Source organism: Blautia sp. HA9023, assembly GCF_056504095.1.
The window spans coordinates 108293-126261 of the sequence record NZ_JBWLUR010000001.1 but is presented as its reverse complement, the minus strand read 5'-3'; the positions used below and the strand labels follow the sequence as shown (position 1 = coordinate 126261).

Genomic DNA, 17969 nt, shown 5'->3' with positions numbered 1-17969 from the left:
TTATTTTATCACAAAGTTTTTTGAAGAACAAGTTACCATCCTACTATCTTTGTGTAAATTCCTGTGCAAAATTATTTTTTTGCGGAAATTACAGTTCTCCCAGGGCACCTCTCATTGCTTCCAGAGTTTCGTCGATCACTTCATCTGTGTGTGCTGTGGAAAGGAACATTGCCTCAAACTGGGACGGCGCAAGATGGATGCCACGTTTCAGCATTCCCTTGAAATATTTTGCAAAAAGATCCAGGTTGGAAGTTTTTGCGGAAACATAATCTTTTACTTCCTGATCTGTAAAGAAGATACTTGCCAGGGAAGAATCATAATTCACCTGATATGGAAGGCCTTTTTCCTCCACGATCTTTTTCAGACCTCCGTAAAGTTTCTCTCCTTTTACTGCCAGCTCTTTATAGATCTCCTGATGCTCATAGAGATATTTCAGCTGTGTGAATCCTGCTGCCATGGCAACCGGATTTCCACTTAAGGTACCTGCCTGGTATACAGGACCACACGGTGAGATCAGATCCATGATCTCTTTGCGGCCGCCATATGCACCTACTGGCATTCCTGCGCCGATGATTTTTCCATAGGTGACAAGATCCGGACGGATACCAAAATACTCTGCCGCTCCGCCAAAGGCAAGACGGAATCCTGTGATTACCTCATCAAAGATCAGCAGACAGTTATGCTCATCACAAAGCTGGCGAAGCCTCTTTAAGAAACCTGGTTTCGGAGGAACTACGCCCATGTTTGCTCCTACTGCTTCCACGATCACTGCCGCCACATTTCCCTCTTCCTGTTTGAGAAGCGCTTCCACGCTGGCCGCATCATTGTAGGTTGCAGTCATGGTATCCTGTGTGCAGCCCTTGGGAACACCGGCGCTGTCCGGAATACCGCTTGCCATGACACCGGAACCGGCACTTACCAGAAGGCAGTCACTGTGTCCGTGGTAGCAGCCTGCAAATTTGATGATCTTGTCTTTTCCGGTGAAACCTCTTGCCGCACGGATGGCACTCATAACAGCCTCTGTTCCGGAGTTTACCATACGAATCATATCTACATGCGGAATATGCTCACAGATAAATTCTGCAATCTCCACCTCAATTCCTGTGGCGCAGCCAAAGCTCAGACCATTTTCACAGGCTTTTATCACGCTTTCACGGATCGCCGGGAAATTATGCCCCAGGATCATCGGGCCCCAGGAATCAATGTAATCCACATAACGGTTTCCGTCCACATCATAGATGTAACATTTATCAGCTTTTTCAATAAAACGAGGTGCCTCACCGATGGCTCCGTAAGATCTTACCGGGCTGTTTACACCTCCCGGAATTCTTTTTACCGCACGCTCAAATAACTGTTCTGATTTTGTCATCAGCCGATTCTCCCTTCATCCATAAGTCTTGCCAGAAGTTCTGCATAGTAGGTAAGATAGATCTGTGCGCCGGAACGGAATGCTCCGGTAGCCATCTCGCCTACGATTCTTTCCTCATCAATCCAGCCATTTGCGGCTGCAGCTTTTACCATGGCATATTCACCACTGACACTGTATGCCGCAACTGGTACATTGGTGGCTTCCTTTACCTGCCAGATCATATCCTGATATGCAAGAGCCGGTTTTACCATGATGATGTCTGCGCCTTCCTCAACATCTGTAAGGGCTTCTTTCAGGCCTTCTCTGCTGTTGTGCGGGTCCATCTGGTAACTCTTTCTGTCACCAAAAGACGGAGCAGAATCAGCCGCTTCACGGAACGGGCCATAAAATGCGGAAGCATATTTTACCGCATAGGACATAATCGGAGTTGTATAATGTCCGGCTTTATCCAGGCACTCCCTGATTGCTGCAACACGGCCATCCATCATATCGGAAGGTGCTACCATATCCGCTCCTGCCTCTACGTGGGAAAGTGCTGTTTTTGCAAGAAGATCCAGTGTTTTGTCATTGTCCACATCATGGCCGCAGAGAACGCCGCAGTGTCCATGGGAAGTGTACTCACACATGCATACGTCTGTTACATAATAAAGTTCCGGGAATTTCTCTTTTGCAATGCGAAGAGCTCTCTGAACAATTCCCTCCGGATCATAGGCGCCGCTGCCCACTTCATCCTTATGGTCAGGAATACCAAAAAACATTACACTGCCAACACCTGCTTTGGAAAGCTGCTCCAGTTTATACGGAAGACGGTCCAGGCTGTAACGGTACTGCCCGGTCATGGACGGAATTTCTTCTTCCTTATTTTCTCCTTCCATTACGAACATAGGATACATAAGAGAAGATTTATCCATTCTTGTCTCACGTACCATCTTACGAAGGTTTTCGCTACCTCTTAATCTTCTTGGTCTTTTTGTCAGTTCCATGATCATTCGCTCCTTTTCATATCCTCCACCAGCTTGACAAGACTGTCAATGGTGGCTTTTTCTGACATATATGCTTTCATTCCAAAGCTCTCAGCAGCCGCCTTCGTCTGTCTGCCGATGCAGGCCGCCTTAACCTTTGAATAATCCAGTCCTTTTGTTCCCTCTACAAATCCCTTCACAGTGGAGGCACTTGTAAACACCGCACAGCTGATCTGTCCTGTTTCAAATTCCTTCTTCTCATCGATGAGCTGGCTCTTTTCGTAAAGAGTCTGATAGGTTGGAATATCCTCAACCTCAGCCCCTGCCTGTGCCAGAAATTCAGTAAGCTTTTCGTTGCCTTTTTCCGCCCGCGGGATGAGAATTTTTTCTCCGCCGGAAAGGATCTCTGAAAGTTCCTTTCCAAGGGTATCCCCGTCATATACAGACGGCACAAAGTCTGCCAGAAGGCCCCTTTCTTTCAGAGCCTTTTTGGTTCCCTCACCGATCACTGCCAGACGGATCTTTCCCATGGCACGGATATCTTTTCCATGGCGGACGAGTTCCTCAAAGAATACCCTCACCCCTGTAGGGCTGGTAAATACAAGCCACTGATAATTTTCCAGGTGATCCATTGCTTCATACAAACGGCTCTGATCTTCCATGGGTACCGTACGGATTGCCGGAAGTTCCAGAACCTCTGCGCCTTTTTCCCGGAGTTTGTCCGCAGTTCTGGAAACTAGTTCTTTTGGCCTTGTGACAAGAACTTTCCAGCCTGCAAGAGGCAGTTCTTCATACCAGCCAAACTTCTCTGCCAACGTACATACCTTACCTACTACAATGATCGCCGGTGTCTCAATTCCCTGGCGTTTTACCTCTTCTTCCAGGGTGGAAACGGTAGCCACGATCCGTTTCTGTCCTGCTGTAGTGCCTTTTTGAAGGATTGCCGCAGGCATATCTTTTTCCATGCCTGCATTTATAAGACCGGCACAGATATCCGGAAGTGCCGACACACCCATCAGAAATACAAGAGTTCCCTTTGTATCAACAAGCGCACGGAAATCAATGTCATATTCTTTTCCGGCTCTTTTATGCCCTGTGATGATGTGGACCGAAGAGCAGAAATCTCTGTGCGTTACCGGAACCCCGTTATATGCCGGTACTGCAATGGAAGAAGTAACTCCCGGAACGACTTCGTAAGGGATCCCATTCTCCCGAAGAAGCTCCAGTTCCTCTCCACCTCTTCCAAAGAGGAATGGATCGCCACCTTTCAACCGCACCACACGAAGCCCCTTCTGCGCCTCCTCAAGAAGCACCTGATTGATATTTTCCTGCCGCATGATGTGGTGACTGGCACGTTTGCCTACATTGATCAGTCTGGCGTTTTCCGGGATTCTCGACAGAACACCCTGACCTACCAGACTGTCATATACAACCACATCTGCCTGCTCCAGCACTTTCAGGCCTTTTAATGTAAAAAGGCCGATGTCGCCAGGACCTGCTCCTACCAGCCATACTTTTCCTGTTTTCATCTGTTTTCTCCTTTTTTCCGAAGAGTTTCTGCCAGTTCTCTGCCTAAGCTTTCCGCATCTGCCTTATTGCCACACAGTGTTCCTGTTACATAGGAACCGTCTTTTTCATTATAATAAAGTCCTCTGAGATAAAGCTCATCTCCGGAAATTTCTGCATGGGCAGCTACCGGAGAAGAACATCCTCCATCCAGAAGTTTTACAAAGGCACGCTCTGCTCTTCCTGCGGCCCAGGCCTCTTCATCACAGTAACCGTTCAGGAAACTGTAATCCTCACCTTTTCGTCCCTGTACCGCAAGGATTCCCTGGCCTGCTGCCGGAATGATCTCATCGGCTGTAAAATACCGGTTGATCCTGGATTCCAGTCCAAGTCTCTTAAGCCCGGCTGCAGCCAGGATCAGTGCACTGTACTGCCCTTCATCCAGTTTCCGGAGTCTTGTCTGAAGATTTCCACGGATGCTTTTGACCTCCATATCCGGATACAGCTTCTTAAGCTGAAGTGTACGTCTCAGGCTGGAACATCCGAGAGGCTTACTTTTATCCAGCTCGGAAACTCCCTCCGGAAGTACCAGTACATCTCTTGGATCTTCTCTTCTGGAAAAGGCCAGAAGGGGCAGTTCTTCCGGAACTTCCATAGGCATATCTTTCAGGCTGTGCACAGAAAGGATACTTCTTCCATCCATCAGTGCTTTATCCAGTTCCTTTACAAAAAGTCCCTTTCCGCCAACCTTGTCCAGGGTGCGGTCCAGAATGATATCTCCGGTGGTTTTCATGGTAAGGATTTCCACTTCCATTTCCGGATTTTTTTCTTTTATATAATCACGGACCATTTCACTCTGGAGTACCGCAAGTTTACTCTCCCTGCTGCCAATTATAATCTTACTTTTCTTCGTCTTCATCATCCTGCTCCTTCAGTACCTTTTCCAGCGCTTTCTGAATTTCTTCCCTGACACGCTTTGCCTTTTTGTGGTCAAGACCGCTGGCTGTAACTCCTACTACCATTTCATCTCTCATATAGATACCCGGGAAATAAAAATCACAGGATTCACGGTCGGAGGCTACATTTACATAAATGCCCTCCTCCCTACAGACACGGTGGATCTCATCATTCAATTTCCAGTCATTGGTGGCCGCAATCACCATGTAGGCACTGGCAAAATCAGAACGCTTTACAGGACGGATATGTAAAGTTACTGTCCCGGCTTTTCCAAGATCCATAAGTTCCTGTGTGACTTTTGTCGCCACGACTGTGATATTTCTTGTAAATTTCAGAAGTGTTTTTACTCTTCTGGTGGCAATATTGCCACCGCCTGCCACAACAATATTCTTGTCTGACAGATCAATAAACATGGGGAAATATGGTTTATTCTTCATAAAGTTTCTCCAGTCCTTCCACACATTCCAGAAAAACATCCTGGTTCAGACTGTCACGAAGTCCGAAGATCAGTTTATTCACAACCTTCCCGGCTGCAGTATCCACTGCTTTTTTCAGCTTCTCCCTGTCTGAATCTTCCATAGGAGTTTTCCGGAATATTTTTTCGATTCTTAAGTTCAGATCTTCCACAGCATCAGCCTTGATTTCCTGAATACGGGGAATAATATCACGGCCATCCAGCCACTGGAAGAATTCTTCCATCTGTTCTTTTACAATTTTTCCTGCTGCTTCCAGGTTATCTGCAAGTTCCTTTGGTGTTTCGCTGGTACGGAAGCTGTCCATATCATAAAGTGTGATATTTTCTTTCTTTCGGATCTCCGGATCAATATCTCTCGGGACTGCCAGATCAATAAGAATCATTGGCCGTTCCACCCGTACATCCTCAAACAGTTCTTCCGTCAGTGTATAGTTGGGACTTGCCGTCGCACTGACAACCAGATCACATTCCGGCAGATAGTCCATTCTTTCCCCATAGTTGATTCTGCTGCATCCAACCGGAATGTTTACCACTCCGCTTCTGTACTGACGGATTGTAACCGTCACATCCGCACCGGCCTCCCTGAGTGTCTGTGCTGCCATTTTTCCCATTTCACCGTTTCCGATTACCATACAGACTTTATTTCTTACATGGTATCCGCCCTCCTCAAGAAAGCGGATTGCCTGATGGATCACAGAAGGATTTCCGTGGGAAAAAGGAACCTCTGTCTTGATCTTCTTTCCTGCAGTTACAGCCATCCGGAACAGCACCTCCAGAACGCTGTCTGTAGTAAACTCTTCCCTTGCAAAACTCAACGCGTCTTTTACCTGGGTAAGGATCTGGTCCTCTCCCAGAATCTGAGATTTCAGTCCGCTTGTGAGATAAAAAAGATGCTCTACAGCCTCCTCATTTTCTCGGCTGATAAAGTATTTTCGGTATTCTTCCCCTTCAATTCCCTTCAGCCTGCAAAGCCACTGATAGAGTTCCGGTTTTTCATTTTCTTCCGTGCTTACCCAGAGTTCCAGCCGGTTGCAGGTTGACAGAATAATACACCCACAGATCCCCGGCTCTTTTTTCAGCTTAAGCAGTGCCTCACCGGTATTCTTCCTGGTGAAGGCAAAAAGAGCTCTGATATCCACAGGTGCCATATTATGGTCAATTCCAAGCATGAATATACTCATGTCTTTCGTTCTCCTTTGTTTCCAGGTGGTTTCATCCACCAACGATATGTCAAGCGAATATTCGCAATTATATAACTGTATTCCCGTACATTTCTCATATGTCCGCAGTCTTTTATAATGATAAACATTTCCGCCCGGAAAGTCAACTACGATTGACAATCCTGTACCCTCCTTTTATAATAACTTCAGGTAGAAAATGCGGAAAATATATTTCAGGATGGAGGAAATCCCTGTATGAATGCAGCTTCAAAAAAAGCAATCCTCATAGTCAGTTTTGGTACAAGCTATGAGAATACCCGTAAACGAACCATTGACGCCATCGAACGTGATATCGCCGATGCGTTTCCTGCCTGTCCGGCCTATCGTGCCTGGACAAGCAAGATGATTATTGCCAAATTAAAAAAACGTGACGGAATCATCATACACACCGTAAAAGAAGCCATGGAACAGATGCTTCTCGATGGAATTACTGATGTGATCGTACAGCCTACTCATGTAATCAACGGAATTGAAAACGACCAGATGAAAGCAGACGCCCTTTCTTTCCGTGACCGTTTTTCAAGTATTGTTTTCGGAAATCCCCTTCTTACCACAGAAGAAGATAACCAGGCTGTTGTCCAGGCTGTTGCTGGTGAGTTTCAGGATATGGACCAGGAAACAGCCCTTGTTCTCATGGGACACGGAACCGAGCATTATGCAAATTCTGTTTATGCTGCCCTGGATTATCGTTTTAAAGATATGGGCCATAAAAATATCTTTCTCGGAACTGTTGAGGCTTATCCTGCCCTGGATTCTCTTCTCCGGGCTGCGGACAGCTTTCAGCCAAAAAAGATTGTCCTTGCTCCTTTTATGATCGTAGCAGGCGATCATGCACAGAACGATCTGGCCGGTGAAGATCCGGATTCCTGGATGAACCGCCTTTCCTCGGAAGGGTATGAGGTAACTCCCGTACTGAAGGGTCTTGGCGAATATCAGAAAATCCGCCAGATTCTCGTAGATCATGTACAGCAGGCCATGGACGCTTCGATCTGATTCTAAACAGGGTATATTTTTTATATCCACCATAAAAAACTGCACCGGAATCCATCTTAGGATCTTCCGGTGCAGCTTTTTTATTTTTATGAAATTACTGGAAATTTTGAAAATTTCTGTTATTTATGCCATTAACTCATCCAGTCTTGCTTTGACAGCAAGGATAAATTCTTTACTGTTCAGTACCTGTACATCTTTCAGGGAAGTGATCAGCGCAAGGTCTTTTGTCATCTTTCCGCTCTCGATGGTATCCAGTGTTGCTTTTTCCAGTTTTCCCGCAAAATCAGCAAGTGCTTCATTTCCGTCCAGCTCTCCTCTCTTGCGGAGTGCTCCTGTCCATGCAAAGATTGTTGCCACAGAGTTTGTGGAGGTTTCTTTTCCCTCAAGATGACGGTAATAATGTCTCTGAACTGTTCCGTGAGCAGCCTCATACTCAAAATATCCTTTCGGAGATACCAGCACGGAAGTCATCATTGCAAGAGAACCGAATGCGGAAGAAACCATATCACTCATAACATCTCCATCATAGTTCTTGCAGGCCCAGATAAATCCACCTTCTGCCTTCATAACACGGGCTACGATATCATCGATCAGACTGTAGAAGTAAGTCAGGCCGGCTTCTTCAAATTTATTTTTAAACTCTGCCTCAAAGATCTGCTGGAAAATCTCTTTAAATCTTCCATCGTATGTCTTGGAAATGGTATCCTTGCTTCCGAACCATACATCCTGTTTGGTATCCAGTGCATAATTAAAGCAGCTTCTTGCAAAGCTCTTTACGGAATCATCCAGGTTGTGCATGCCGCGGAGAACACCTGCTCCGTCAAAATGCTGGATCAGTTCTTTACGCTCTTCTCCGTCCTCGCCCTCAAATACGAGATATGCATCTCCCGGTTTGTCAATATAAAATTCTGTATTTTTATAGATGTCACCATATGCATGACGTGCAAGTGTGATCGGTTTCACCCAGTTCTTTACACATGGCTCAATTCCTTTTACTACAATCGGAGCGCGGAATACGGTTCCATCAAGAATAGCACGGATCGTTCCATTAGGACTCTTGTACATTTTTTTCAGATCATACTCTTCCATTCTGGCTGCATTCGGTGTGATGGTAGCACATTTTACTGCAACTCCGTATTTCTTGGTTGCTTCTGCCGCATCAATCGTCACCTGATCATCTGTCTCGTTTCTGTGTTCAAGGCCAAGATCATAATACTCTGTATTCAGTTCCAGATATGGTGTGAGAAGTTCGTCTTTGATGATCTGCCACAGAATACGTGTCATCTCGTCTCCATCCATCTCAACTAAAGGTGTCTGCATTTTGATTTTTTCCATATTATTTTCTCCTTTTGAGGTTTATTCTCCTGTCCGGATTCCAGGTGCTCTTTCCTTTAGAATCTTTCTTTGGCACTTTTACTGTACATTGTACTCATATTTTTCATTTCCGTCAACGCTTTTATGCTTTACCACACTATGTTTATAAGAATTGTATAATAATTTAGTTTTTTATTAATTTTTCACAGTTAAATTTTCCCCACCCCTGCTGATTTCTGGGAAGTCCCATATCATCCGTGCTTTCTCTTAACAACATCTTTATTTCCACGTTGGAAAGCTGCGGCTCTTTTTCCAGAAGACAGGCAATTCCTCCGGATACCAGCGGCGTTGACATGGAAGTTCCACTCTTGATCCGGTACGTGTAGGGAATCCCCGGCGCACAGGAAGTTACACGATTCCCCGGTGCAACCAGATCAGGCTTGCACACACACTCAAACGTAGGTCCTCTTCCGGAAACTGCCTTATTTCCCTGCAGCATATCACTGGATCCTACGGTAATAATCTTCCGGCTGCTTCCCGGTGCTGTCACTGTGCCATCCCCAGGCCCTTGGTTCCCGGCAGCTGCCACTACCGTAAACCCTTTATCCCACAGCTGTTCCACGCCTGCAAGAAGATCCGTCTGTTCATTCATACTGCGCGAAGTTGTTCCTACCGAAATATTTACAATGCGGATATTATAAATTTTTCCAAAATCTTCAATCCACTGAAAAGCCTGAAGTACATCTTCACGGCTGCCATTCCCGAAACGATCCAGCACTTTAAGCGCAACAATGCCACATCCGGGAGCAGCCCCCTTATATCTGCCCTGGGATGCCGTGCCGTCTCCGCCCAGAATGCCGCTGACATGGGTTCCATGTCCGTTATCATCATAGGGACCTGATTTTCCTTCTGTAAAATCACAGAATGCCAAAATACGCCTGCCAAAATCTATATGCGGAAAAATTCCTGTATCCAGTACGGCTACACCGATTCCTTTTCCGGTATATTTTCTTTTATACATAAACAAAAAATCTCCTGCCGGACAGATGATTTCTCTTTAGCTTATTCCGGTTACAGCCCGAAGGCAACTGAAAACCGTTAAAATATCTTTGTGCTTTTTTTCATAGAATGTATAAAATCCAGTATTTTCTCCAATGCTTAACATATCTGAAAAATAAAGGAGGTTTTTCTATGCTTCTCTTTTTTCTTGTATTCTTCGGGATTCAGATATTTATTCTTTTCTGCTGTGCAGCGGCAGGTAACGATGCTGCTTCCCAGGAGCTTTCCGACCAGGAACAGCTTCAGTTTATCTCAGAATGGAAAAAACAGCATCAGAAAAAGGACGTCTGCTGAAGAACGTCCTTTTTACTGTAAAGCAAATGCAAATAGGATATTTTATATGATAATACAAACCAGGCCGCCTTTGCTGTCGTTTACGATCTTCTGCATGGTATCCTGGAGTTTTACCTGGCTTTCTTCACTGATCATGGCCAGTTTGTTTTTGATTCCGTCTTCTACCAGCTGCTGGATGGATTTTCCGAAAATGTTGGTCTCCCAGATGCTTTCTCCCCGGTCCGGGCTTTCCTTGATATATTTTATCAGATCTTCTGCCTGCTGCTCTGTGCCGACAATGGGGGCGATCTCCGTTTCGATTCCTGCCCGTATCATATGAATGGAAGGGCTTTTTGACCGGATCTTTACTCCGAATTTATTTCCCTGGCGGATCACTTCCGGTTCCTCAATGGTGATCTCGGAAAGCTCCGGTACCACGACCCCATAACCAGTACCTTTTACCGCCTCCAGGGCTGCCTGAACTTTTACAAACTGCTCCTTCATCCCGGCCAGTTCTTTCATGGTCTGGATCAGTTCATATTCACTTTCCATGGAAATTCCGCTCATTTCGCTGAGCATCTGATAATAATAAATATCTTTTACTGCAATCCGGACACGGACGGTTCCATCGGAAAGACTGATCTGCTCAAGCAATGTATCTTCTACATAGGGACTCTCCAGACGTATCGATTCTCTGTTTACATCCCGCACATGGGTAAGTCTGGTCATTTTTTCCCGGATTTCATTTAACAGTGCCGCTTTTACTTCATGTTCCGGAGAAAGCATCTCCACCCATTTCGGAACAAACAGTTCAATCTCGCTGACTGGAAATTCATAAAGGATTTTTTCCAGGATTCTGGTCACATCTTCTTTTTTGAGCTGTTCACAGTTCACTGCCAGAACGGATACTCCGTATTTCTCTTCCAGATTTTTTACGATTTTTCCGGTTTCCTCACCGTACGGAGTCTGGGAGTTTACCAGGAGCAGAAATGGTTTTCCCTGGGCTTTCAGCTCTTTTATCGTCTGCTCTTCTGCCGGAATAAAATTTTCTCTGGGAATTTCCCCGAAGCTTCCGTCTGTTGTGACTACAATTCCGATGGTGGAATGCTGGCTAATCACTTTTTCCGTTCCGATGCGGGCCGCATCATGAAATGGGATTGCTTTTTCCTGCCAGGGCGTTTTGACCATCCGTTCCCTGCCTTCTTCCACATTTCCGGACGCATCTTTTACCAGAAATCCCACACAGTCGATAAGCTTTACCCGGATTTTCTGGTTTTCCCCTATGGATACTTCCACCGCTTCTTTTGGAATAAATTTGGGTTCTACAGTCGTGATCATTTTCCCGGCACCGCTTAAGGGCAGTTCATCCTGAAGTTCTGCTTTTTTTCCTTCACTGATCGCAGGCAGTGCCACCAGCTCCATAAATCTCCGGATAAATGTGGATTTTCCTGTACGGACCGGGCCCACAACCCCTATGTAGATATCCCCGCCCGTCCGCGCCTGGATATCACGGTAAACCTGAAAGTTTTCCATATAAAAAAGCCTCCCTGCATATACTGTCCTGTAAGTTCCGGGAACTATCGTCAAGCGGATATTCGCAATCCGCTTCGCTACTTGCTCATAACCAAATAACTGCTCCGCAGTTGATTTGGTTAAAAGACCAGTTCCCGCATACCACAGTATATGCCCGGGAGGCTTCTTATATGCTGCTGTTCACCGGGAACAGCAGCTCTTTATATTTCTTACATCAGTCTTTGATATAGAACTCATTGTGAAGCAGATGATGCTCTTTGCCTTTGAGGAGTCCCTCATAAAGCTCCAGAACCAGCGGGTTCTCATCAGATTTCTTGATGATCATGGTGTTGTCCGCATTGTAAAGGCCTCTTGCTCTTGCTGCCTTGGTCCTGTCACCGGATCTGGTCGGCTGACCGCCACCCATAATACATCCACGGCGGCATGCCATAACCTCGATCAGGTGATAGTTTGCTTCGCCGTTCTTTACACGTTCCATAACGGTTCTTGCATTTGCAAGGCCGCTGGCTACGCATACATTGATATCCATGCCTTTATACGGAACGGTAAATTCCTTGATTCCCTCTTCACCACGGACACCGCACTCTGCGATCTCATGCATGGCTTCCTTGCTGTGATCCGGACTCAGTCTTCGAAGAACGGCCTCGGTAACACCACCGGTAACACCAAAGATAACACCACCGCCGGAACCAAATCCAAATGGCATATCACATGCTTCCGGATCCAGTGTTGCAAAATCAAGACCAAAGTTGTCGATCATGCGGAGAAGCTCTGTGGTTGTGATAACGATATCGGTATCCTGCTCGCCTTCTGTAAAGCTATTTGGCCGGATCGCCTCTGCCTTCTTGGCTGTACATGGCATAATGGAAACCATAACTGTTTTCTTGCCTGCTGCATGCTCCGGATCACGGAAGTATTCCTTGATAACTGCAGACATCATTCCCTGTGGGGAACGGCAGGTGGAGATATTTGGAACGTATTCCTTATACTGATCGGTGATAAATTTCACCCATGCCGGACAGCAGGAAGTCAGGAGTGGAAGGTTCTCGCCTTTTTCCACTCTGTTTAAGAACTCCTTGGTCTCTTCCATAATAGTAAGGTCAGCACTGAAGGTTGTATCATAGACTTCATCAAAGCCCATCTTATGAAGAGCATTTACGATCTTGCCCATTACACTTCTGCCTTTGGCAAGGCCATAATGATCACCAACTGCAACACGGACTGCCGGCGCAATCTGTGCAACCACACGGGTATCCTTATCAGCCAGAGCATCCCATACCTCGTCCATATGTGTACGGATGGAAATAGCTCCTGTCGGGCAGTAAACACGACACTGTCCACAGTTTACACACTGTGTTTCTGTGATCTTCTTGTTAAATGCAGGCATGACCATAGCCTCAGTTCCACGGAACGCAAAACCAAGAGCTCCGATTCCCTGAAGTTCCTCACAGGCACGTACACAATTACCGCAGAGGATACATTTATTCGGATCACGGATAATGGACGGTGAGCTTTCATCGATCTCATGCTGCTCTCTCGTATTTTCAAAACGGATGTTACGTACACCAAGGCGGTGTGCCAGCTCCTGAAGAATACATTCACCGCTCTTTACACAGGTTGTACAGTCACGGCAATGTGCTGCAAGCAGAAGCTCTACGATCAGTTTACGATATTTCTTGATACGGCCGGAGTTGGTATAGATCACCATTCCATCTCTCGGCTGCTCGGAACAGGATGCAAAAGTCCTGCCTCTGTCATCCTCAACTGTGCAGAGACGACAGGCTCCAAATGTGGAAAGCTCTGAATGGTAGCACAGTGTGGGGATATTGATACCGGCATTCCTGATGACTGTCAGGACATTTTTTTCGTCGGTAAATTCTACTTTTCTTCCGTCAATTGTCATTGTACCCATAAGATATCCTCCCTTCTATGCTTCCACATAAACCGCATCAAAGTTACAGTTATCCTTACAGGAACCGCATTTGATACATACGTCGTTGTTGATTACATGTGGATGCTTGATCTTTCCTGAAATCGCACCTGCCGGACAGTTCTTCGCACACTTGCCACAGCCGATACAGAACTCAGGATTGATATGGAATTGACGGAGCGCCGTGCAGACCTTCGCACGGCATTTCTTATCTACGATATGCTCTACATATTCGTCACGGAAACGCTTCAGAGTACTGATGACCGGAAGCGGCGCACTCTTACCAAGACCGCACAGAGCCATACTCTGAACCATGTTTGCAAGTTCTTCCAGCTCATCCAGATCGGAAAGCTCACCTTTACCTGCAACGATCTTCTCCAGGATCTCAAGCATACGTTTGGTACCCTCACGGCAAGGAACACATTTACCGCAGCTCTCACGCTGTGTAAAGCTCATGAAGAAACGTGCAACCTCTACCATACAGGTATTCTCATCCATAACAACAAGTCCGCCGGAGCCCATGATGGCATCCAGTTTTTTAACAGAATCAAAATCAAGAGGATGATCGATCTGATCATCGATCAGACATCCGCCGGAAGGACCGCCGATCTGTACACCCTTAAATGCAGCACCACTCTTAAGGCCACCACCGATATCATAAATGATATGACGGAGGCTTGTTCCCATTGGAACCTCGATAAGACCGGTGTTCTCAATGGAACCGGTAAGTGAGAAGGTCTTGGTTCCAGGGCTTCCCTCTGTACCGATGGTGTGGAACCAGTCAGCACCCTGAAGGATGATCTTCGGTACGTTGGCATAAGTCTCTACGTTATTAAGAACCGTAGGTTTGCCCCACAGACCCTGCTCAACAGTTCTCGGAGGTTTTACTCGAGGCATACCTCTGTTACCCTCGATGGATGCAGTCAGGGCAGAACCTTCACCACATACGAACGCTCCGGCACCACGGTTGATATGTAAGTGGAAATTAATACCGGAACCAAGGATATTATCACCAAGAAGGCCATAAGACTCTGCCTGCTCAATGGCCATTCGAAGTCTCTGTACAGAAAGAGGATACTCGGCACGTACATAAATGTAACCGTCTTCTGCGCCTACTGCATAAGCGGCGATCACCATACCCTCGATCATCTTGTAAGGATCACCTTCCATTACGGAACCATCCATGAAAGCTCCCGGGTCACCCTCATCACCATTACATACTACATAGCGTACTTTCTCCGGCTGGCGTGCTACCTGTGACCATTTCTTGCCAGCAGGGAAACCTGCACCACCACGGCCACGGAGACCGGATTTTGTGATCTCATCAATAACGCCCTGCGGGGTCATCTCAAAGAAAGCCTTCGCCATAGCGGAAAATCCACCTACGGAAATATATTCATCAATAGACTCTGCATCGATCTTACCACAGTTCTCAAGAACGATCCTTGTCTGCTGGTTCAGGAACGGAATATCGCTTGGATGTGGACAGGCCTCATCATTATGACGATAGAACAGACGGTCAACCGGCAGTCCGCAGATCACGGTTTTCTCTACGATCTCGCGGCAGTCATCTACCTGAACATGAACATACTGATAATCATATGGCTCAATTCTCATAAGAGGTCCAAGTTCACATAATCCCTGGCATCCGGTCTTAACGATACCTACATGAGGAACATCCTTCTGCATCTCAACCGCAACACCCTCGATACCTTCACAGAGTCTTGACATTTCTTCGTAAATCTTCTGAGCACCGGAAGCGATACATCCGGTACCGGAACAGACGAGAACACGGCAGGTATAGCCATCAAGATTCTTCTTAACCTCAGCCTGTTTGTTTTTCAGATCTTCCATACTGGTTATACTCATACGCTCTCACCTCTCAATTCATTTAAAAGCTCAACAGCCTTCTCAGGAGTCATTTTCGGGTGAACTTCATCATTTACAGTCAGTGTCGGTGCCAGTCCACATGCACCCAGACAGGAAACAGTCTCAACTGTAAAAAGCATATCATCCGTTGTATGTTTCTTATGGGTCAGTCCAAGCTCTTTCAGCATGGCTTCCTTAACAGGCATGGACTTACGTACATGACAGGCAGTACCATCACATACCTTAATAATGTACTTGCCTTTCGGTTCAAAGGAAAAGTTCTCATAGAAAGTGGCTACGCTGTACGCCTTCGCTTCTTTTACACCAATCTGTTCCGCAACATAAGTAAGAAGCTCTCCCGGGAGATAACGATACTCAGCCTGGATATCCTGCATGATCGGAATCAGTGATGCAGCTTTCCGACCGTAGTGCTCGATGATCTCATCCGTTTTCTTGTAATACGTCTGGTCTAACATTCGGTTCCCTCCTTGTTTCTCATAGATTTTCCACTTGATCAGCCTGCTCCCATTACAGGTTGATACTCTAACACTTTGTCAGTGCCGCGCGTTTATGCAAACCATTATTTTGCACTATTTTTGTGCTTTTAATTATAACTTATATCGTCATTTTCCACAAGTGCTTTTTTCGGTTTTTTCAGAATATATTGAAAAGTTTACAATAGCTTACTGGTTTTGTGTCTATTTTCTCCAAAAAATGTTCAATTTTTAACAGTTATGATAATAAAGGAACAAATTTACTTTATGTTCCCGGTAAAAAACATTTCCTGTTATTGATTTTATTTCTCATTTACTTTAATATGAAAGAAAAGTGCGTGGAAAACATTTTATTAATCTTATTTTGAAAAGGAGAAACTCTATGCGAAATCTCGACACACCAGTTAAACAGATCCGAAGAAAGATTTTTACAGAAATTGCGAAGATCGGATTTGAATCCACGGACGAATCCCTGATCCACGATATTGAATCCATTCCCTACAACATCGTAGAAGAACGTGCGAAATACCGTGAAAGTATCTACCGCGAAAGAGCTGTTGCAAGCGAACGTGTCCGCCTGGCCATGGGCCTTTCTCTCCGTCCGGAGAACCGTTCCGTCCATCTGACCGACGGAGTAAAAGCCAGCAACATTGACGAGAAATATTACGAACCACCTCTTATGCAGGTAATCCCATCTGCATGTTCCGCATGCGAATCCAACAAATACGAAGTCAGCAACATGTGCCGCGGCTGCGTCGCACATCCCTGTATGCTCACCTGCCCCAAAGGCGCCATCTCCATGGTAGACGGCAAATCCTTTATCGACCAGGATAAATGCATCCACTGCGGAAGATGCAAATCCGTCTGTCCCTACGACGCCATCGCCCACAAAGAACGCCCCTGCGAACGCGCCTGCGGCGTAAAAGCCATCGAAAGCGACGAACAGGGACGCGCATCCATCAATCAGGACAAATGCGTATCCTGTGGCATGTGCATGGTCAGCTGCCCATTCGGAGCCATCTCCGACAAATCCCAGATTTTCCAGCTGTCCCACGCCCTTCGCGAAGGAACCGAGATCATTGCAGAAATCGCTCCCGCCTACATCAACCAGTTCGGCGAAGACGTCACCCCGGGCAAATTCCGCTCCGCCCTTAAACAGCTGGGCTTCTCAAACATTTATGAGGTAGCACTGGGCGCAGACATCGGCTGCATCTCTGAAGCACACCACTACGCAAAAGAAGTAGCCACTGGCAATCTTCCGTTCCTCCTCACCTCCTGCTGCCCGTCCTGGTCCGTCATGGCAAAGAAATACTTCCCGGCCATGATCGACAACATCTCCCAGGAGCTGACCCCGATGGTAGCAACCGCCCGCATTGTAAAAAAAGAACACCCTAACGCCAAAGTAGTCTTCATCGGACCATGCGCCTCCAAAAAACTGGAAGCTATGCGCCATTCCGTGAGAAGTGACGTAGACTTCGTAATCACCTTCGAAGAACTCTGGGGTCTCTTTGATGCCAAAAATATCACCCCATCCACCTGCGAAGAACTCCCGGAAGAAACCCAGGCCGCAACCGCAGCAGGAAGAGGATACGCCATCGCAGGCGGCGTAGCCGGAGCCATCGAAAACTGCCTGAAAGAATACTACCCCGATGTACCCGTACACATCGAACACGCAGAAAGCCTTGCCGAATGCAAAAAAGTCCTCACCCTCGCCAAAGCCGGCAAAATCAAAAACTGCATGATCGAAGGCATGGCCTGCCCAGGAGGCTGCATCGGCGGCGCCGGAACCAACGCCGGCTTCGCCAAAACCTCCAAAGCCCTCAAAAAATACGTAGACACCTCAGAACCCAAGCTTCCCTCACAGGAACTTGAAAACCTGGAACTGAACTAATATATCGAAATATTTTTCCAGATAATTCCCAGAAATATTTTATACGAAACCAAAAACGGAGATGCAACCTTAATTAAACCTCAAGGTTACATCTCCATTTTTATCAACCAGGACAGGGCAAAGC

General features: G+C 46.4%; 15 protein-coding genes. 3 read left to right on the top strand and 12 right to left on the bottom strand.

Annotated elements, in window-relative coordinates:
* Positions 1-88 precede the first annotated feature (88 nt).
* From hemL to hemA, 6 genes are read right to left on the bottom strand one after another with little or no spacing between them, the layout of a single operon-like run.
* Complete coding sequence (gene hemL / locus AC04Q6_RS00570; RefSeq protein WP_244832799.1) at positions 89-1369, bottom strand: glutamate-1-semialdehyde 2,1-aminomutase; 1281 nt, start codon at positions 1367-1369, stop codon at positions 89-91.
* On the bottom strand, positions 1369-2352 hold the full coding sequence (hemB, locus tag AC04Q6_RS00565) for a porphobilinogen synthase (protein ID WP_021977698.1): 984 nt from the start codon (positions 2350-2352) through the stop codon (positions 1369-1371). Before hemB ends, hemL begins: the two co-directional genes overlap by 1 nt.
* Positions 2353-2354: 2 nt before the next feature.
* Entirely contained in the window at positions 2355-3860 is a 1506-nt protein-coding gene (gene cobA, locus AC04Q6_RS00560; RefSeq protein ID WP_244832800.1) for a uroporphyrinogen-III C-methyltransferase, read from the bottom strand.
* Complete coding sequence (hemC, locus tag AC04Q6_RS00555; protein WP_118071638.1) at positions 3857-4759, bottom strand: hydroxymethylbilane synthase; 903 nt, start codon at positions 4757-4759, stop codon at positions 3857-3859. The genes cobA and hemC overlap by 4 nt, the downstream gene beginning before the upstream one ends.
* On the bottom strand, positions 4737-5231 hold the full coding sequence (locus AC04Q6_RS00550; protein ID WP_021977701.1) for a precorrin-2 dehydrogenase/sirohydrochlorin ferrochelatase family protein: 495 nt from the start codon (positions 5229-5231) through the stop codon (positions 4737-4739). Before AC04Q6_RS00550 ends, hemC begins: the two co-directional genes overlap by 23 nt.
* Positions 5221-6450 (bottom strand): glutamyl-tRNA reductase, encoded by a 1230-nt coding sequence (gene hemA / locus AC04Q6_RS00545; protein ID WP_118062486.1) that lies wholly within the window; start codon positions 6448-6450, stop codon positions 5221-5223. The genes AC04Q6_RS00550 and hemA overlap by 11 nt, the downstream gene beginning before the upstream one ends.
* A gap of 234 nt (positions 6451-6684) precedes the next feature.
* Here hemA and AC04Q6_RS00540 point away from each other — a divergent pair, with 234 nt between their 5' ends.
* Positions 6685-7482: a sirohydrochlorin cobaltochelatase gene (locus AC04Q6_RS00540; protein ID WP_244832801.1), complete on the top strand. Its 798-nt coding sequence runs from the start codon at positions 6685-6687 to the stop codon at positions 7480-7482.
* A gap of 123 nt (positions 7483-7605) precedes the next feature.
* Here AC04Q6_RS00540 and AC04Q6_RS00535 read toward each other — a convergent pair whose 3' ends face one another.
* Together AC04Q6_RS00535 and AC04Q6_RS00530 are read right to left on the bottom strand one after the other, a co-directional pair.
* Positions 7606-8817, bottom strand: coding sequence for an NADP-dependent isocitrate dehydrogenase (locus tag AC04Q6_RS00535; protein WP_244832802.1), 1212 nt, complete (start codon positions 8815-8817; stop codon positions 7606-7608).
* Positions 8818-8980: 163 nt separating this feature from the next.
* Entirely contained in the window at positions 8981-9817 is an 837-nt protein-coding gene (locus AC04Q6_RS00530) for a S8 family peptidase (RefSeq protein WP_118071634.1), read from the bottom strand.
* Between the two features lie 170 nt (positions 9818-9987).
* On the opposite strand from AC04Q6_RS00530, the gene AC04Q6_RS00525 reads away from it, so the two are divergent.
* Entirely contained in the window at positions 9988-10149 is a 162-nt protein-coding gene (locus AC04Q6_RS00525) for a hypothetical protein (RefSeq protein ID WP_021977706.1), read from the top strand.
* A gap of 42 nt (positions 10150-10191) precedes the next feature.
* Here AC04Q6_RS00525 and spoIVA read toward each other — a convergent pair whose 3' ends face one another.
* From spoIVA to AC04Q6_RS00505, 4 genes are all read right to left on the bottom strand, one after another.
* Positions 10192-11661 (bottom strand): stage IV sporulation protein A, encoded by a 1470-nt coding sequence (gene spoIVA, locus AC04Q6_RS00520; RefSeq protein WP_244832803.1) that lies wholly within the window; start codon positions 11659-11661, stop codon positions 10192-10194.
* A 214-nt stretch (positions 11662-11875) separates the two neighbouring features.
* The gene (locus tag AC04Q6_RS00515; protein WP_118062491.1) at positions 11876-13573 is read right to left on the bottom strand and encodes a [FeFe] hydrogenase, group A; all 1698 of its coding nucleotides are present in this window, start codon (positions 13571-13573) and stop codon (positions 11876-11878) included.
* Positions 13574-13588: 15 nt separating this feature from the next.
* Entirely contained in the window at positions 13589-15460 is a 1872-nt protein-coding gene (locus AC04Q6_RS00510; RefSeq protein ID WP_021977709.1) for an NADH-quinone oxidoreductase subunit NuoF, read from the bottom strand.
* On the bottom strand, positions 15457-15936 hold the full coding sequence (locus tag AC04Q6_RS00505) for a complex I 24 kDa subunit family protein (protein WP_021977710.1): 480 nt from the start codon (positions 15934-15936) through the stop codon (positions 15457-15459). The genes AC04Q6_RS00510 and AC04Q6_RS00505 overlap by 4 nt, the downstream gene beginning before the upstream one ends.
* Before the next feature lie 400 nt (positions 15937-16336).
* On the opposite strand from AC04Q6_RS00505, the gene AC04Q6_RS00500 reads away from it, so the two are divergent.
* Complete coding sequence (locus tag AC04Q6_RS00500) at positions 16337-17845, top strand: 4Fe-4S dicluster domain-containing protein (protein WP_021977711.1); 1509 nt, start codon at positions 16337-16339, stop codon at positions 17843-17845.
* Positions 17846-17969 lie beyond the last annotated feature (124 nt).

Excerpts from the sequence above, each read along its gene's own strand:
- hemL (WP_244832799.1), bottom strand. The coding sequence starts at position 1,369 with ATGACAAAATCAGAACAGTTATTTGAGCGTGCGGTAAAAAGAATTCCG.
- hemB (WP_021977698.1), bottom strand. The coding sequence starts at position 2,352 with ATGGAACTGACAAAAAGACCAAGAAGATTAAGAGGTAGCGAAAACCTT.
- cobA (WP_244832800.1), bottom strand. The coding sequence starts at position 3,860 with ATGAAAACAGGAAAAGTATGGCTGGTAGGAGCAGGTCCTGGCGACATC.
- hemC (WP_118071638.1), bottom strand. The coding sequence starts at position 4,759 with ATGATGAAGACGAAGAAAAGTAAGATTATAATTGGCAGCAGGGAGAGT.
- AC04Q6_RS00550 (WP_021977701.1), bottom strand. The coding sequence starts at position 5,231 with ATGAAGAATAAACCATATTTCCCCATGTTTATTGATCTGTCAGACAAG.
- hemA (WP_118062486.1), bottom strand. The coding sequence starts at position 6,450 with ATGAGTATATTCATGCTTGGAATTGACCATAATATGGCACCTGTGGAT.
- AC04Q6_RS00540 (WP_244832801.1), top strand. The coding sequence starts at position 6,685 with ATGAATGCAGCTTCAAAAAAAGCAATCCTCATAGTCAGTTTTGGTACA.
- AC04Q6_RS00535 (WP_244832802.1), bottom strand. The coding sequence starts at position 8,817 with ATGGAAAAAATCAAAATGCAGACACCTTTAGTTGAGATGGATGGAGAC.
- AC04Q6_RS00530 (WP_118071634.1), bottom strand. The coding sequence starts at position 9,817 with ATGTATAAAAGAAAATATACCGGAAAAGGAATCGGTGTAGCCGTACTG.
- AC04Q6_RS00525 (WP_021977706.1), top strand. The coding sequence starts at position 9,988 with ATGCTTCTCTTTTTTCTTGTATTCTTCGGGATTCAGATATTTATTCTT.
- spoIVA (WP_244832803.1), bottom strand. The coding sequence starts at position 11,661 with ATGGAAAACTTTCAGGTTTACCGTGATATCCAGGCGCGGACGGGCGGG.
- AC04Q6_RS00515 (WP_118062491.1), bottom strand. The coding sequence starts at position 13,573 with ATGGGTACAATGACAATTGACGGAAGAAAAGTAGAATTTACCGACGAA.
- AC04Q6_RS00510 (WP_021977709.1), bottom strand. The coding sequence starts at position 15,460 with ATGAGTATAACCAGTATGGAAGATCTGAAAAACAAACAGGCTGAGGTT.
- AC04Q6_RS00505 (WP_021977710.1), bottom strand. The coding sequence starts at position 15,936 with ATGTTAGACCAGACGTATTACAAGAAAACGGATGAGATCATCGAGCAC.
- AC04Q6_RS00500 (WP_021977711.1), top strand. The coding sequence starts at position 16,337 with ATGCGAAATCTCGACACACCAGTTAAACAGATCCGAAGAAAGATTTTT.